The organism is Ruegeria sp. AI3 (genome assembly GCF_056541245.1).
The window spans coordinates 93272-108688 of record NZ_JBQFYA010000002.1 but is presented as its reverse complement, the minus strand read 5'-3'; the positions used below and the strand labels follow the sequence as shown (position 1 = coordinate 108688).

The window sequence follows — 15417 nt, the reverse complement described above, 5'->3', positions numbered from 1 at the left end:
ACGAAAAGAGACGGAGACACATGCAATGAAAAGCAACCATGCGATGGGGCAGGTTATAGGGATGATGGCATGAGTGTCCGTGACGCGGTTCTTGCAAACTTGAAAAAGATCACTGACCCGGTTTCCGGTCAGGATATCGTCAGCGCGGGCGTTGTGCGCGCCCTGAATGTCGAAGGCGATACCGTGCGCTTCGTACTTGAGATCGACCCCAAACAGGCCGAGCGGATGGAGCCGGTTCGCGCCGCCGCTGAGCAGGCCGCGCAGACGGTCGAGGGTGTTTCGAAAGTGTCGGCGATGATGACCGCGCATTCCGACAAGGCTCCACCGGATCTGAAGCCAAAACCAAAGCCCTCTCAGACTGGTCCGCAGGCTTTGCCTGGTGTGGATCGTATTATCGCCGTTGCCTCGGGCAAGGGTGGGGTCGGCAAGTCCACCGTATCCGCAAACCTCGCCTGTGCCTTGGCGGCGGAGGGGCGGCGTGTCGGGCTGTTGGACGCGGATGTCTACGGGCCGTCACAGCCTCGGATGCTCGGTGTCTCGGGGCGTCCGGCGAGCCCGGACGGCAAGACGATCCTGCCATTGCGCAATCACGGCGTGACCATGATGTCGATGGGTCTAATGACCAATGAAGGTCAGGCCGTCGTTTGGCGTGGCCCGATGCTGATGGGTGCGTTGCAGCAGATGATGAACCAGGTCCAATGGGGCGCGTTGGATGTGCTTATCGTTGACCTGCCGCCTGGCACTGGTGACGTGCAACTGACGCTCAGCCAGAAGTTCCAGGTGGATGGGGCAATCGTTGTCTCAACCCCGCAGGACGTGGCGCTGATCGATGCCCGCAAGGGGATCGACATGTTCAACCAGCTCAAGACGCCGATCTTCGGTATGATCGAAAACATGTCGACCCATATCTGTTCCAACTGCGGGCATGAGGAGCATATCTTTGGTCATGGCGGTGTCGCCTCCGAGGCCGAGGCTCTAGATGTGCCGCTCTTGGGTGAAATCCCGCTGCATCTGGATATCCGGTTGGCCGCGGACGGGGGTGCGCCCATCGTGGTCAGCAAGCCCGACAGCCCACAGGCCGACGCGTTCCGCAAGATCGCGCGCGACCTGATCGCCAAAGGCAACGCATGAGCGAACCGGTCTTTCCCCCTCTGTTGACAGGTCATCCCGCCAAGGGTGGGGAAGACCCGTTCGAAAAGGCCCAAGCCATGGCGGCGCTGGGCTGCGATTCCGGCTCGGTCGTGTACAATATTCAGGCCGATCGCCTGCGCGCGGCCATTGTTTTCGCGCCCGAGGTCGCCTTGCAGGACGCCATGGCGATGCTGCCGCTCTGCGCTGTCGGGTTTCAGAACGCGCTGGGCGCCTTGGCACCGCCAGAAGTGGCGGTGCATCTGGGCTGGGATGGCCTGATCTGCGTGAACGGTGCAAAATGCGGGCACTTCCATGTTGCCGCGTCGACCAGCGATCCCGATCAGATACCCGACTGGCTGGTCGTCGGGTGGGAATTGGTACTGCTGCAAACCAGCGACGCGCCCGGCCAAACGCCGGATGTCACCGCGCTCTATGATGAGGGCTGCGCCGACGTTTCGACAACCCAACTGGTGGAAAGCTGGTCACGGCATATGCTGACTTGGCTCAATCGCTGGTCAGAGGACGGCAACGCGCCGCTACACGGCGAATGGTTGGGTCTTCTGCGCGGCGTCGGAGAACCGATCGAGGGGCAGGGCGTGTTCCTTGGCACGGATGAGCGGTTCGGCATGTTGATCCGCGACGAGGATGAGACCCACCTGCGCCCACTCACAGACCTATTGGAGGCGACCTGATGAAACTGGCCCGCGCGATTCACTTCGACGAAAGCGACATGAACGTGTTCCACTCGCCTGCGCGCACGGGGGAATGGTGCATCTCGGGTGGGTTTGAGTTTTCGAACTGGGGGCAGGGCGATCTGGAAGGGAAAGCCCGACAGGCCTTCGCCAATGGCTGGCTAGGGTTGGAGACCTTTGGCCGTGTAACCTTTGTTGCCGTCACCCAGATCGAACCGGCGGAGAAGGACCAGATCGTTGAAAATCTGGCCGATCATTTCGTGAAATTCTACGGCGCACCATCGGTCGAAGCCGCGATGGGTGTGGCGCAATCGGAGATAGACCATATGTCCGAGCTATGCGACGAGCACGCCGCCAACACTATGCTAACCGTTGCGCGTGAATTGACCGAAAGCGGCGTGCATGAAGCATTCCGCGTGATCACGCCGCAAGAAACACAGCTTGACGCCCTAGCGGTTCACGGCTCGCTTGACGACTGAGGGCCGTCAGATCAGGTCGACAAATCCGCCGAACTGACCGCGCTTGAAGATTAGGCCTTGGCCTGTACGGTACATGACCTGATCCACATGGCCAACCATGATCAGGTGATCGCCCGCTTCGTGGCAGGCGTGCAAATGGCAGTCAAACCGTGCGAGGCAATCGGCGAGTTGAGGCCGGCCCATATTATCTGCGCTCCAGTCTGCATGAGAGAAGTCTTCTCCGTCGCGCGCGAACCGCAGGCTTTGGTCCTGCTGCTCTTGTGCCATGACATGGATGGAATAGTGCTGGCAGTCCGAAAACGCGCCGAACCGGTTGGAATCCTTGGCCAAACACCACAGAACCAGCGGTGGGTCCAGTGAAACCGAGGTGAAGGAGTTCACGGTGATCGCGCGCGGCCCAAGTGCCGTCTGCGTTGTGACGACCGTAACACCTGTCCCGAAACACCCAAGCGCTTCACGAAACGCGGTGCTTTGATCAGGGGTCGGGATAAAAGTCTTCTCGGTCATTGCGCATCTGTTCTCTGCCCGATCGTCAGGTGCCATGACCGTTCCGTATTGTCCATGGTAACTTTGGTTCATCACGTTGAAAAACTAGGTCAGTTCAGGTCCTCCAACAAGCGACCATGTTTGCGGGTCTCGGTGATGATTGCGCCGAAGGTGGTGATTTCCCGCGCTTTCAGCATGGGCAGCATCCGCACAAGCGCCTCAGCCGTGGCCACCGCATCCCCTAGCGCCGTGTGACGGAGCGCTTCGGGAATTTCTACGTCTAGACGGTCACATAGCGCGTCCAGTGTATGCGTCTCGCTGGCGCCAAACAGGACAGCAGACAGAAGCACAGTGTCCAGAATTGGGTGGTCCCATTCAACACCCATCCGCTTGGCGTGACGGCGCAGGAATGCCATGTCGAATGGCGCATTGTGGGCAACAATCACCGCGTCCCGAGCGAATTGGTGAAAGATGCGGCCAGCCTCGCCAATGTCGGGCGCGCCTTGTACCATCTGGTCGCTGACCTTGTGAACCTTGGTTGTGGCCGCTGGGATTGGGATACCGGGATTGACCAACATGTCGATCCGCTCGCCCTCGACGATGCGACCTTTCACGACCCGGACAGCGCCGATCTGGACGATCTCATCCTTGTGCGGCAACAGGCCGGTGGTTTCGGTGTCGAAGACCACAAAGCACAGATCTTCAATCGTTTGGTCCTCGAAGCTACCCGAGGCCGACATGTTCAACAGATCGAAATCATAGACTAGTGGGCGCGCCGCGTCCGGGGCGATCTGCGCCGCGCTGTCGTCGAAGATCAGCATGTATCCGGGCGCATCTCCCAGTGGTTTTACGCGCGCGGCGTAAGTCTGCGCTCCGTCGATGCTGGTCAACGTGCAGGTGACGTCCTGACCGGTTTTGACCAGTTTCGAATAGGCGGCATACAGCGCGTCTGGTTGTAGATAGTCCTCAAGCGCGGCGTTCAGGCGCGGATGTGCGATCTGGGCCAGAACCTCGGCCGCTTGCGCATCATAGAGGACGATCTTGTGGTTCGGGCTGGCAAGCAGCATCGCAACCGGGATTTCGGTCAACAGGGCAGTGAGCCTGTTCTTTTCGGCAGCTAGCTGGGCGGTCTCGGATGCGACAGCCTCGGCCACGCTGAGCGTCTTGTGCGATAGCTGATCCGCCAGCCCAGCCGCGGCCGGGGCAAGGTCGCCCAAGTATTTCGCCGTTTGGACATCCATGTTGCTGCTGACCCCGGCATGCGCGCGCGCGCGCAATTCGGCTGACAGACGCTCAATCGGTTTTGCCACGTTGTCGTCAAACAGCAACCAGACCCCGGCGATCAGGGCCAACAGCCCAAAGGCAATCGCGATCCCGGCAAAAAGGAACGGGTCGAAAAGGGCGGGGTTGCCCTCGCGGGCATAGCTGAACCAAAGCGCCAGAGCGCTGACCGCCAGCCCACCAGCCGCTAACAGGCAGAAGAACAGAAAGATTCTCAGACGCAGACTCAACTTGGTCAGCATGATCAGACTCCGCAGGTGGCCTCGATGATCGGATCGCCGGTCCCGGCTTTGATCCAGTCGGCATTCAGAACGCGGCCATCGTCGCCAAACTCGGCCCCGTCGGCCAGATTGGCCCGCAGGTTTTCGGCGCAGTTTACGACCACAGGGACTTTCGAGACCGGTGCCCAGCGGCCAAAGAAATAGAGCTCGACCAGCCGTTCATCCGGCACTTGTTCGTTCTTGCGCACCGAGTCGGTGTCGATGGCCGCGAATCTGTCCACGAAAGGCACGGCATAGGTCCAAGGGCGGTAAATCGCGCGGCTTTCGACCTCTTGGATGATGCTGACAGTGTCGGGCAGCGTTTCACGAGTGCGGTCGTACCACGAGTATTCGCTGGCGATCGTCATCCCGATCATACCCAGCCCTGCTGCAACCGGCGTGGCCCACCGGGGCAACCGTCCGCCGGTCAGCTTGTTTAGCACCAGCACGATCCCGGCAAAGGCAAAGCCCGCAAATATCGTACCGATCAATTCCAGAAACATTGGTCTTCTCCACCCTTCGGGCGTTCCTTGCCCAGTCTTTTCAATTCAAATACGGTCGCCGAGGGCGATCCTGTTCTCTCGTTTCTAACCCAGCATTCCCTTGCCATGACCAACAGCGGATTGCATGGTTTTCACAACCACAAACGCGTCCCTCAGGTGGCTGCGCTCAAAGTCCGACAGGTTTGTAGGTGGCAGGTAATTGTCGGGTTTTTCCCCGGATTTGACCAGTGCGACCTGATGTTCCAGCCGGGTTTCCGCAATCAGATCATAGGCATCCAGCAAATCACGCGCACCTGACGGGCTTAGGACTCCTGCGGCCTCGGCGGCTTTCAGGCGGGCGCGGGTATTGGCCTCGGGCAGTTTGCCCTGCAGGCTGTAAATTCGCGCCAGATCAACCACGGGTACTACGCCGTTGTGTTTCAGATCCAGCGTATTGCGATGCTCGCCCGAGCGGATGGTGGCAAACCCCCGCAACAGACCCAACGGCGGCGTGTGTTTCAGCGAGTTCGAAATCATGTGCGCGACAAAAATCGAATTCGCATTGGCGGCGTTCAGGGTGTCGGCCTGAAGATCGGCGAACAGCTCGAACGCGCCGCCGATAGGGCGTAGGTCAAACATGACCGAGGCCAGCATCTGCGCTTCGGGGTTCGGTTTTGCGATCCACCCGTTGAAATAGTCGCGCCAGACATGCAGCGGCTGACACCAGCGCGGATTGGTCGCCATCATGTCACCGGGGCAGTAGAAATAGCCGCAGGTATCCAGCCCGTCCGAGACATATTTGGCCAGTTGCGTGAAATAGGCCATGTCGTCTTCGGTCGCCGCATCGTCCAGTATTAGGCAGTTGTCCTGATCGGACACACCTGTCTGTTCCTGCCGTCCTTGCGAGCCGCACGCCAGCCACAGGTATGGCACCGGTGGCGGCCCCAGTTTGGCTTCGGCGAGGCTCAGCAGCCGACGTGTGGCCGTGTCTGCAATATCCGTTATCAGCCGTGTTACGATTTCATGCCGGTTGCCGCCGGCGACCAGCTGCACCAGCAGCTGAGGGATTTCTGCCGTGACCTTGGCCATTTCCTCGGCAGTGTCGGCATGGGCAATTCGGCGAACAAGTTCGGCCGAGTTCACGGCCTGATAATGGGTCAGGTCTGTCTGAGTGACGACCCCGACTAGACGGCCGCTCTCGCAAATCGGGATGTGGCCGATCCCGCGCTCCATCATGACGTGCAGCACATCGGACCCGATGTCAGATGGCGATAGGGTGGTTGGGTTCGGCGTCATAATCCGTGAGATTGGAGTATCCGTGGGCATCGCATCGGCAACAAACTTGCCTGAGATGTCACGCAAGGTGGCGATGCCTACCAGATCGTTGGCCTCTGTCACGCATAGCGATGAAATCCCTTTGTCGCGCATCAGGCGCGCGGCGTCGCGAACCGGCGTCGCGGGCGGGCAGGTGGCCGGATTGTGCGCCATTAGAACGTCAATGGCACTGGTCGCCAAACTCTGCGGACCGCTGCGGCCCCCGCGAGAGCGATCGAAGAACTTCGAGACCACATCATGGTTGTCGATCAACTCTCGCACCAGTTCAGGTGGCAGTACGATCAGCACAGATGGGGTATGGGCGCGTGCTTTGGTCGCGGCTTTGCCGTCTTTCAGAAGCCCGCGTTCACCAAAGGAATTGCGCAAGCCCAGATGCGAAACGACCTCGTCGTTCTCATCCGTGATTTCAACCTGTCCTTCATAGATCACGAATACGCCGGGCAGTTTATGGCCCAGATCGTAAACAGGGTAGTCCTCATCAACCTCCCAGACCTCGATCTGTTTGGCGACTTCATCCAGTACGTCGGCGGGCAGGGCGTCATAAGGATGTACGGATTCCAGAAACCGGGTGATCTGGTCATGGGACAGGGGCATCTAAATACTCCGTGGAACAAAAATCCCGCCCGGTGGTGTGCCGGACGGGAGTAGTGGATCGAAAGACGCGGCCAATGGCAAGAACCTCAGGCCGCATCAAGCTCATTTGTTCTGAGCTGCACCCGCACCACGGGGAATGCGTACGCTTTCGACCAGATCTTTGATCTCCTGCGGAGTCTCTTTGGTCATGCCGGCAACAACATACGCAACTGCGAAGTTGATCATTGCACCGATGGCGCCGAACGAGGTCGACTTGATCGGACCCAGAAGCGGATCAGCATCGGTGAACGAGTTGGTGCCAGGAATGAACAACCAGCCCTTGTGCAGGAAGATATAGACCAGAGTGACAACCAGACCAGCCAGCATACCAGCAACCGCGCCGGTGTTGTTGATGCGGGTCGAGAAGATCCCCATCATCAGCGCCGGGAAGATCGAGGCAGCTGCCAGACCGAAGGCCAAGGCCACAGTTTGTGCCGCAAAGCCCGGTGGGTTCAGACCCAGATAGGTTGCAACCAGGATGGCTACGGCCATTGCGATACGCGCAGCCAGCAGTTCACCTTTTTCCGAGATCTGCGGATTGATCGCACCTTTGACAAGGTCGTGGGACACCGCCGACGAGATCGCCAGCAACAGGCCCGCAGCGGTCGACAGAGCAGCCGCAAGACCACCGGCAGCGACCAGACCGATCACCCAACCCGGCAGGTTGGCGATTTCGGGGTTGGCCAGAACCAGGATGTCACGGTTGAACTTGGTCAGCTCGTTTCCGACCCAGCCTTTTTCTTCCGCGATTGCAGTCATCGCTTCGGACTTGTCGTTGTAGTACTGGATCTTGCCGTCGCCGTTCTTGTCTTCCCAATCCAGAAGACCAGTTTTCTGCCACGTCTGCATCCAGTCATAGCGCGGATCGTTGTCAATTTCCTCGACCGAAACTGCGCCACCTTCGATGCCACCATTGGGCCACATCATGTCGGTGATGTTCAGACGGGCCATTGCGCCAACCGCGGGGGCGGTCAGGTACAGCAGCGCGATGAAGACCAGCGTCCAACCAGCCGACCAACGTGCGTCAGACACTTTGGGAACGGTGAAGAAGCGCATGATGACGTGCGGCAGACCCGCAGTACCGATCATCAGCGACAGCGTGAACAGAACCATGTTCAGCGTGTTCGAGTGGTGGGCCGTGTATTCGTTGAAGCCCAGCTCGGTCACGATGGCGTCCAGTTTGGTCAGCAGAGGCTCACCGCTTGCGGTGTCACCGAACAGACCCAGTGCAGGGATCGGCGTGCCGGTCAGCTGCAGCGAGATGAAGATCGCCGGGATGGTGTAGGCTGTGATCAGCACGCAGTACTGAGCAACCTGGGTATAGGTCACACCCTTCATCCCGCCAAACACCGCGTATGCAAACACGACACAAGCACCGATCAGCAGACCGGATGTGTTCGAAACCTCAAGGAAGCGGCCAAAGGCCACGCCAACGCCGGTCATCTGACCGATCACGTAGGTCACCGACGCAACGATCAGACAGATCACGGCAACGACGCGTGCAGTCTGGCTGTAGAAACGGTCGCCGATGAATTCCGAGACGGTGTATTTGCCGAACTTACGCAGGTAAGGCGCAAGCAGCAGAGCCAGTAGCACGTAGCCACCGGTCCAACCCATCAGGAAGGTCGAGTTGTCATAGCCGGTAAAGGCGATGAGGCCCGCCATCGAGATGAACGAGGCCGCAGACATCCAGTCCGCGGCTGTCGCCATACCGTTGGTGACCGGGTGAACGCCGCGACCAGCAGCGTAGAATTCAGATGTGGAACCCGCACGGGCCCAGATCGCGATGCCGATGTATAGCGCGAAGGATGCGCCAACAAACAGCAGGTTGATGGTAAACTGATCCATTGTCCCCGCTCTCCCTTACTCTTCGTCTACGCCGTGTTCGGCGTCTAGCTTGTTCATGCGCCAGGCGTAGTTGAAGATCAGCACCAGAAAGACCAAGATTGATCCCTGCTGAGCGAACCAAAAGCCCAGATCGGTACCGCCAACAGAAATGCCGGACAGCAGCGGACGCAGCAGGATGCCGAATCCAAACGACACCAGCGCCCAGATCGCGAGGCTGATGTAGATGAGGCGCAGGTTGGCCTGCCAATAGCCCTTATCGGCTTCGGCAGTCTGCGCGGAGTTGGTAGATTGATCCGCCATTGCGGGTTCCTCCTTCGCTTCCTCGTTGGGCGGTCCTTTGCTTCGTTCCTCCAGCGCGCCGGACCGCTTCTCGAATGTGACAGATACCCCGTGGCATCTGACAAAACTCCTCTGTTCCGCCAAGGCGGTTCATCGAAGTATTCTGTTTAAGGATCAAGGCCTTACGGCCTGTCTCCCTCCCTTAGTTCACCGCGCTGGCGACGATGTCCTCCAGGTCGCGCGCGATGTCTTCAATCTTGCCCATGGCGTTCGTCCGCTTCAGAACGCTCTGACCGTCGTAGTAGGTGATCAGTGGGGCTGTCTGTGCGTGATAGGCGCTGAGGCGTGAGGCAACGGTTTCCGCGTTGTCATCGGCCCGGCGCTTGAATTCGGTCCCGCCGCAATTGTCGCAAGTGCCGTCGACCGACGGTTTCTTGAACGTGTCGTGGTAGCCTTCACCGCAACCGGCGCAGGTGTAACGGCCCGAGATCCGGATCACCATTTCGGCATCCTCCACCTCTAGGCTGATCGCGGCGCTGATCTTCTGGTCTTTTTCCGCCAGAAGACCATCCAGCGCCTCGGCCTGAACGGTGGTGCGGGGGAAGCCATCCAGAATGACCCCTTTGGCACAGTCGGGTTCCGCCATACGGTCACGCAGGATGTCGATGACGATCTGGTCGCTGACCAGTTCACCGGCCTCCATCACGGCTTTGGCCGCCTTTCCGGCATCGGTGCCTGCGGCAACAGCCGCACGCAGAAGGTCACCGGTGCTGAGTTGCACTAGACCGAACTTGTCTTCCAGCACGCGCGCCTGAGTGCCCTTCCCGGCGCCCGGAGGGCCGAGAAGGATGAGAACAGCAGGAGTTGTCATGGTCGCAGCGTCCATCATGCCCTCACTTATTCGCTCGGTTTGCGATCAGGTCGTCGACGACCGACGGATCGGCCAGAGTTGACGTATCGCCCAACGAGCCAAAGTCGTTTTCGGCGATCTTGCGCAGGATACGGCGCATGATCTTGCCCGAGCGTGTTTTGGGCAGACCTGGGGACCACTGAATGACGTCAGGCGAGGCGATCGGTCCGATCTCGGTCCGAACCCAGGTGCGCAGCTCTTTCAACAGCTCATCCGAAGGCTCACGGTCGTTCATCAGAGTGACATAGCAATAGATGCCTTGTCCTTTGATTTCATGGGGATAGCCCACCACGGCGGCCTCGGCCACTGCGGCATGCGCGACCAGCGCGCTTTCGACCTCGGCGGTGCCCATGCGGTGGCCCGAGACGTTGATCACGTCATCGACGCGGCCAGTGATCCAGTAGTCACCACCTTCGTCGCGACGGCAGCCGTCGCCGGTGAAGTAGTAGCCTTTGTAGTCCGAGAAATAGGTCTTCTCGAACCGCTCATGATCGCCCCAGACGGTGCGCATTTGACCGGGCCAGCTGTCCTTGATGCACAGAACACCTTCTACACCGTTTCCTTCAATCTCGACGCCGGATTGCGGGTCCAAAACCACCGGTTCGATGCCAAAGAACGGTTTCATCGCCGAGCCGGGCTTCATCGCATGCGCGCCGGGCAAGGGGGTCATCAAGTGACCACCGGTTTCTGTCTGCCACCACGTATCGACGATCGGGCATTTGCCCTTGCCGACAACCTCGTTGTACCAGTTCCAGGCTTCCGGGTTGATTGGCTCACCCACGGTACCCAAAACTTTGAGGTCGCTGAGATCGTGCTTTTCGACCCACTCACTTCCTTGTCCCATCAGGGCACGGATCGCGGTTGGGGCTGTATAGAACTGGTTGACCTTGTGCTTGGCACAAACTTCCCAGAAACGACCTGCATCCGGGTAGGTAGGCACGCCTTCGAACATCAGGGTTGTGGCACCATTGGCCAGCGGACCATAAACGATATAGCTGTGGCCAGTGACCCAACCCACGTCTGCCGTACACCAGTACACATCGCCTTCATGATAGTCGAAGGTGATCTCATGGGTCATTGCGGCATAGACCAGATAGCCGCCGGTAGTGTGAACCACACCTTTGGGCTGGCCGGTCGAACCCGATGTGTACAGAATGAACAGCGGGTCTTCCGCGCTCATCTCGGCTGGGGCGCAATAGTCATCGGCCTCAAGCGCCATTTCGTTGTAGTCGTAGTCACGACCATCGATCCAAGTGGTCTGACCACCCGTGCGTTTGACGACCAGGCATTTTACGCTGTCCTTGCAGTGCAGCAATGCCGCGTCAGCGTTCGATTTCAGCGGCGTTTTGCGGCCGCCGCGCGGGGCTTCATCTGCAGTGATGACGACTTTGGCGTCGCAACCGTTAACACGGGCCGCCAGAGCGTCAGGCGAGAAGCCTGCAAAAACGATCGAATGAATCGCACCGATGCGCGCGCAGGCCAACATGGCATAGGCGGCTTCGGGGATCATCGGAAGGTAGATGATGACGCGATCACCTTTACGAACGCCCATCGATTCCAGAATATTGGCCATGCGGCAGGTGCGGCGGTGCAACTCGGCATAGGTGATGTGCTGGGCCGCGTCATTTGGATCATCCGGTTCCCAGATGATTGCGGTCTGATCACCGCGAGTTTCCAGATGGCGATCCAGGCAGTTGGCCGAGACGTTCAGAGTGCCATCGGCGTACCAGTTGATCTTGACCGAGCCGAAATCGTAGTTGACATCCTTGACCTGCGTAAAGGGCTTGATCCAGTCGATCCGCTTGCCGTGTTCGCCCCAGAACGCGTCTGGGTCATTTACCGATGCAGAATACATCTCTTCATATTTCGCGGCATCGACATGCGCCCGCTCAACGGTCTCTGCGGTTGGCGGATAGGTCTTGGCATCTGCCTGGGCAGCGGTGGTCATGTTGAGGCTCCTCCCTCTAGGCTGGATAACTATGGGACGTGTCTTGCTCGTTATTTGGGCATTGTCGATCCCGTTCCTCCCCAATCGAAGTATGGCCGGGTTCAGAAAATAATGAAATAAATTGCCGTATTCCTTGGATTTGTTTGTAAAGAAATTTTTCCGAACGAAGTAAATTAGTCAAAAAATTTCGACTTTCTGAAAAATAACGTGAAAAAACAACAGTAAAGATGTAATTTTTTTGATCGGCCCAAGAGGGGCGTTTCCGTGGTGATCCGCAGCTATGTCGTCGAACAACAAGAGTCAAAAGATGTGCTTGAAAATCACCTATCAGGAAGCAGGGGTTGGCACATATACATGTTGGCGCTAGCATCTTTCCAAGCGCCTCGGGAGGGGGCGCATCAAAGGGAGAAGATATTATGAAAAAGATGCTGAGCGGTGCCGCCGTCGCCGCCCTTGGCGTTGCCTTCGTGTCCGAGGCCGCAGCCACCGAATGGAACGCCTCGGTCTGGGGCAAGCGCCGCGCCTTTACTGAACATGTCGAAAAACTGGCCGAGCTGGTCTCGGAAAAAACCGGTGGAGAGTTCACGATCAATGTCAGCTATGGCGGCCTGTCGAAGCCGCGCGAGAACCTGGATGGCATCGAGATCGGCGCATTCGAGATTGCGCAGTTCTGTGCGGGCTATCACCGCGACAAGAACCGCGCGATTACGGTGCTGGAGCTGCCGTTTCTGGGCGTGAACAATCTGGAAGAAGAGGTTGCCGTCAGCCATGCGGTCTATGATCACCCAGCGGTGGCTGATGAGATGGCGCAATGGAATGCGCGCATTCTGATGACCTCGCCCATGCCGCAGTACAATCTGGTCGGTACCGGCGATCCACGCGATAATCTGGCCGCGTTCGAAGGAATGCGCGTCCGCGCAACAGGTGGTCTGGGCAAAGCGTTTGAGGCCGTGGGCGGTGTCCCAACCTCTGTCCCTGCGACTGAGGCGTTTAACGCCATGGAATCCGGTGTGGTCGATACGGTCGCCTTCGCACAGCACGCGCACCTGTCCTTTGGCACGATCAATGAAGCGGATTGGTGGACGGCAAACCTCAACCCCGGCACCGTAAATTGCCCGGTGGTTGCGAATATCGACGCGTATGAAGCGCTGTCGCCTGAGCACCGCGAAGCGCTTGATAGCTCAATTGATGAGGCCATTGCGCACTATCTGGCCAACTATGCTGGACTTCTGGAGCAATGGGATAGCGTCCTGGAAGAAAAGGGTGTGCAGAAGGTAATGATCGACGACGCGGTCATTGAAGAGTTCCGCGCCAAGGCCGCCGATCCGATCCGCGAACAGTGGATTGCGGATATGAGCGCGCAAGGCCTGCCAGCGCAGGACCTCTACGATCTGGTTCAGACCACGCTGACGCAACAGCGCGGCGGCAACTGATCGCATTCGCCGGGCGCGTCCTAGCGCCCGGCCTTTCTTGACAAAGGGGATCACCGGAATGGCGGGACAGGCCACGGTGCTGGAAGATGGCAGTCGCCTCAGCCAGATAGATCAGCACTTGCTGAAGTTAGAGCGGGCTCTCGCCTTGATCAGCGGAATAGCCGTCTTTGGACTGATGGTCCTGGCCGTTGTCTCGGTCAGCGGCCGCAACGCAATGAACGCACCATTGCCGGGCTATGTGGACTGGATCGAACAGGCGATGCCACTGATCGCCTTTCTCGGCATCTCTTACGTGCAGCGCGATGGCGGCCATATCCGGATGGACATTGTGATCTCGCGTCTGCACGGACGGGCGCTGTGGTTGTTCGAGCTAATCTCGGTCATCCTGATCCTTGTCCTGATGCTGGCATTGGTCTGGGGCAGTTGGTCCCATTTTGACCGATCCTTTGATTTCGGCGCGCCGATGTGGAGCCGCGACAGCTCAATTGACATAGGCATTCCGCTTTGGCCCGCGAAACTGCTGGCCCCGGTGGCGTTCTCGGTCTTGTCACTTCGGCTGGTGTTGCAGATCTGGGGCTATGGCCGCGCGTTTGTTCTTGGGCTTGAGGCCCCCGTGGCTGTGCCCTTGATCCAAGACGCCGCCGCACAGGCTGCTGCAGAGGCAGAGCAGTTCGAAGGGCAGGACTAACAGATGGACACGATTGACATCGGCCTTTGGGTAACGGCTGGGCTGCTGGTCCTTGTGGTCACGGGCATGCGAGTGGCCTTTGCTGCAGGTCTGGCAGGGTTGTTCGGCTTGGTTTGGATTTTCTGGGCAAAGTTCGGGTACGATCCCGACCGGTTTGGCAAAGCGCTCACCGTCGCGGTCAAAACAGCAGGGCAGGTGCCCCATTCAAAGGTCGCCGCCCATACGCTTAGCCTGATCCCGACCTTCATTCTGATCGGCTACCTTGCCTACTACGCGGGCCTGACGCGCGCGCTATTCGAAGCGGCTAAACGATGGATCGCTTGGGTTCCCGGAGGCCTCGCGGTCTCCACCATATTCGCCACGGCAGGGTTTGCCGCCGTTTCTGGTGCCTCGGTCGCCACCTCGGCTGTGTTTGCCCGGATCGCGATTCCCGAGATGCTGAGCGTTGGCTACAACAAGCGCTTCGCCGCAGGCGTTGTCGCTGCTGGGGGGACGCTGGCCTCGCTGATCCCGCCGTCAGCCATCCTTGTGATCTATGCCATCATCGTTGAACAGGACGTCGGCAAGCTGCTGCTGGCGGGCTTCATTCCCGGAGCGTTTTCTGCCGTGATCTATGGCTTGCTCATTGTCGGTATCGCGGTTGTGTTCAAATCCGTTGGCCCTCCTGTCACCGGTTTCACTTGGAAACAGCGGTTCCAAGCGCTTCCTGGGGCGATCCCGATCGTTGCCGTCATCCTGATCATCATCTGTTTCGTCTACAACCCATTCGGCGAACAGGCTTGGGGCACCCCAACCGAAGGCGGGGCCATAGGCGCGTTCATCGTCTTCTGTTTCGCCCTGGTTCATGGCATGCGCTGGCCTGAATTCAAATCGGCTCTGTTAGAGACAGCGAAGCTGACGGCCATGATCTTCTCTATCATCTGGGGCGTACTGATCTACGTGCGGTTCCTGGGCTTTGCAGACCTTCCGGGTGCATTCTCGGATTGGATCACTTCGCTTGAGATGTCGCCGATGCTGATCCTGATCTGCATCCTTCTGGCCTATGCCGTGTTGGGGATGTTCATGGATGCCATCGGGATGTTGCTGCTGACATTACCCGTCGTCTATCCCGCTGTTATGGCCCTGAACGGAGGGGAAACCGTCAGCGCCGCAGACAGCGCTTTTGGCATGTCCGGCCCAATGTGCGCGATCTGGTTTGGGATATTGGTGGTGAAAATGGCTGAATTCTGCCTGATCACGCCACCCATTGGTCTGAACTGCTTTGTGGTCGCTGGGGTACGGCCAGACCTGAGCGTTCAGGATGTTTTCAAGGGGGTCACCCCGTTCTTCCTGGCAGACGCCGCCACGATCGCGCTTCTAGTGGCATTTCCGGGCATCGTTCTCTACTTGCCGTCTTTGGCTGGCTAGGAGTTTGCGAGGCTCTGCCTCGCGCTCCGGGATATTTTTAGCCAGATGAAGCAGGGATCCGCTCTCCAACGTCAACGTCAGAGAGCTTCACCTGGCGCGGTCATCGGCGTCCCCGCCTGTACCGC

General features: G+C 58.8%; 14 protein-coding genes. 6 read left to right on the top strand and 8 right to left on the bottom strand.

Annotated features, from left to right (window positions below; all coding sequences use genetic code 11):
- Positions 1 to 69: 69 nt before the first annotated feature.
- Genes ACRZ95_RS04300 through ACRZ95_RS04290 form a run of 3 tightly spaced genes read left to right on the top strand, consistent with a single transcriptional unit; the run spans position 70 to position 2302 of the window.
- Positions 70 to 1131 carry an Mrp/NBP35 family ATP-binding protein gene (locus tag ACRZ95_RS04300; protein ID WP_170677704.1) on the top strand — a complete coding sequence of 354 codons (1062 nt, stop codon included), beginning with the start codon at positions 70 to 72 and terminating at the stop codon, positions 1129 to 1131.
- Positions 1128 to 1823 (top strand): biotin/lipoate--protein ligase family protein, encoded by a 696-nt coding sequence (locus tag ACRZ95_RS04295; protein ID WP_170677705.1) that lies wholly within the window; start codon positions 1128 to 1130, stop codon positions 1821 to 1823. The genes ACRZ95_RS04300 and ACRZ95_RS04295 overlap by 4 nt, the downstream gene beginning before the upstream one ends.
- A complete protein-coding gene (locus tag ACRZ95_RS04290; RefSeq protein WP_170677707.1) occupies positions 1823 to 2302 on the top strand; it encodes a DUF6505 family protein in 480 nt (159 codons plus the stop codon). The genes ACRZ95_RS04295 and ACRZ95_RS04290 overlap by 1 nt, the downstream gene beginning before the upstream one ends.
- Positions 2303 to 2308: 6 nt before the next feature.
- Here ACRZ95_RS04290 and ACRZ95_RS04285 read toward each other — a convergent pair whose 3' ends face one another.
- The 8 genes from ACRZ95_RS04285 to acs form a co-directional block, all read right to left on the bottom strand.
- A complete protein-coding gene (locus tag ACRZ95_RS04285) occupies positions 2309 to 2809 on the bottom strand; it encodes a flavin reductase family protein (protein ID WP_170677709.1) in 501 nt (166 codons plus the stop codon).
- 89 nt (positions 2810 to 2898) lie between these two features.
- The gene (locus ACRZ95_RS04280; RefSeq protein ID WP_170677711.1) at positions 2899 to 4311 is read right to left on the bottom strand and encodes an exonuclease domain-containing protein; all 1413 of its coding nucleotides are present in this window, start codon (positions 4309 to 4311) and stop codon (positions 2899 to 2901) included.
- A 2-nt stretch (positions 4312 to 4313) separates the two neighbouring features.
- Positions 4314 to 4832 (bottom strand): hypothetical protein, encoded by a 519-nt coding sequence (locus ACRZ95_RS04275; protein WP_170677713.1) that lies wholly within the window; start codon positions 4830 to 4832, stop codon positions 4314 to 4316.
- A gap of 84 nt (positions 4833 to 4916) precedes the next feature.
- On the bottom strand, positions 4917 to 6740 hold the full coding sequence (locus ACRZ95_RS04270; RefSeq protein WP_170677715.1) for a DUF294 nucleotidyltransferase-like domain-containing protein: 1824 nt from the start codon (positions 6738 to 6740) through the stop codon (positions 4917 to 4919).
- A 102-nt stretch (positions 6741 to 6842) separates the two neighbouring features.
- Positions 6843 to 8627, bottom strand: coding sequence for a sodium:solute symporter family protein (locus ACRZ95_RS04265; protein ID WP_170551306.1), 1785 nt, complete (start codon positions 8625 to 8627; stop codon positions 6843 to 6845).
- Positions 8628 to 8642: 15 nt separating this feature from the next.
- A complete protein-coding gene (locus ACRZ95_RS04260) occupies positions 8643 to 8927 on the bottom strand; it encodes a DUF4212 domain-containing protein (protein ID WP_170376639.1) in 285 nt (94 codons plus the stop codon).
- A gap of 181 nt (positions 8928 to 9108) precedes the next feature.
- Positions 9109 to 9792 (bottom strand): adenylate kinase, encoded by a 684-nt coding sequence (locus tag ACRZ95_RS04255; protein WP_170677855.1) that lies wholly within the window; start codon positions 9790 to 9792, stop codon positions 9109 to 9111.
- A gap of 7 nt (positions 9793 to 9799) precedes the next feature.
- On the bottom strand, positions 9800 to 11764 hold the full coding sequence (acs, locus tag ACRZ95_RS04250) for an acetate--CoA ligase (RefSeq protein WP_170677716.1): 1965 nt from the start codon (positions 11762 to 11764) through the stop codon (positions 9800 to 9802).
- A 416-nt stretch (positions 11765 to 12180) separates the two neighbouring features.
- Here acs and dctP point away from each other — a divergent pair, with 416 nt between their 5' ends.
- From dctP to ACRZ95_RS04235, 3 genes are read left to right on the top strand one after another with little or no spacing between them, the layout of a single operon-like run.
- The gene (gene dctP / locus ACRZ95_RS04245; RefSeq protein WP_170551300.1) at positions 12181 to 13197 is read left to right on the top strand and encodes a TRAP transporter substrate-binding protein DctP; all 1017 of its coding nucleotides are present in this window, start codon (positions 12181 to 12183) and stop codon (positions 13195 to 13197) included.
- A gap of 58 nt (positions 13198 to 13255) precedes the next feature.
- Complete coding sequence (locus tag ACRZ95_RS04240; RefSeq protein WP_170469828.1) at positions 13256 to 13885, top strand: TRAP transporter small permease; 630 nt, start codon at positions 13256 to 13258, stop codon at positions 13883 to 13885.
- A 3-nt stretch (positions 13886 to 13888) separates the two neighbouring features.
- Positions 13889 to 15292, top strand: a complete 1404-nt coding sequence (locus tag ACRZ95_RS04235; protein WP_170376654.1) for a TRAP transporter large permease — start codon at positions 13889 to 13891, stop codon at positions 15290 to 15292.
- Positions 15293 to 15417: the final 125 nt, after the last annotated feature.

Excerpts from the sequence above, each read along its gene's own strand:
- ACRZ95_RS04240 (WP_170469828.1), top strand. The coding sequence starts at position 13,256 with ATGGCGGGACAGGCCACGGTGCTGGAAGATGGCAGTCGCCTCAGCCAG.
- ACRZ95_RS04255 (WP_170677855.1), bottom strand. The coding sequence starts at position 9,792 with ATGGACGCTGCGACCATGACAACTCCTGCTGTTCTCATCCTTCTCGGC.
- ACRZ95_RS04300 (WP_170677704.1), top strand. The coding sequence starts at position 70 with ATGAGTGTCCGTGACGCGGTTCTTGCAAACTTGAAAAAGATCACTGAC.
- ACRZ95_RS04260 (WP_170376639.1), bottom strand. The coding sequence starts at position 8,927 with ATGGCGGATCAATCTACCAACTCCGCGCAGACTGCCGAAGCCGATAAG.
- ACRZ95_RS04275 (WP_170677713.1), bottom strand. The coding sequence starts at position 4,832 with ATGTTTCTGGAATTGATCGGTACGATATTTGCGGGCTTTGCCTTTGCC.
- ACRZ95_RS04295 (WP_170677705.1), top strand. The coding sequence starts at position 1,128 with ATGAGCGAACCGGTCTTTCCCCCTCTGTTGACAGGTCATCCCGCCAAG.
- ACRZ95_RS04265 (WP_170551306.1), bottom strand. The coding sequence starts at position 8,627 with ATGGATCAGTTTACCATCAACCTGCTGTTTGTTGGCGCATCCTTCGCG.
- ACRZ95_RS04290 (WP_170677707.1), top strand. The coding sequence starts at position 1,823 with ATGAAACTGGCCCGCGCGATTCACTTCGACGAAAGCGACATGAACGTG.
- acs (WP_170677716.1), bottom strand. The coding sequence starts at position 11,764 with ATGACCACCGCTGCCCAGGCAGATGCCAAGACCTATCCGCCAACCGCA.
- ACRZ95_RS04235 (WP_170376654.1), top strand. The coding sequence starts at position 13,889 with ATGGACACGATTGACATCGGCCTTTGGGTAACGGCTGGGCTGCTGGTC.
- ACRZ95_RS04285 (WP_170677709.1), bottom strand. The coding sequence starts at position 2,809 with ATGACCGAGAAGACTTTTATCCCGACCCCTGATCAAAGCACCGCGTTT.
- ACRZ95_RS04280 (WP_170677711.1), bottom strand. The coding sequence starts at position 4,311 with ATGCTGACCAAGTTGAGTCTGCGTCTGAGAATCTTTCTGTTCTTCTGC.
- ACRZ95_RS04270 (WP_170677715.1), bottom strand. The coding sequence starts at position 6,740 with ATGCCCCTGTCCCATGACCAGATCACCCGGTTTCTGGAATCCGTACAT.
- dctP (WP_170551300.1), top strand. The coding sequence starts at position 12,181 with ATGAAAAAGATGCTGAGCGGTGCCGCCGTCGCCGCCCTTGGCGTTGCC.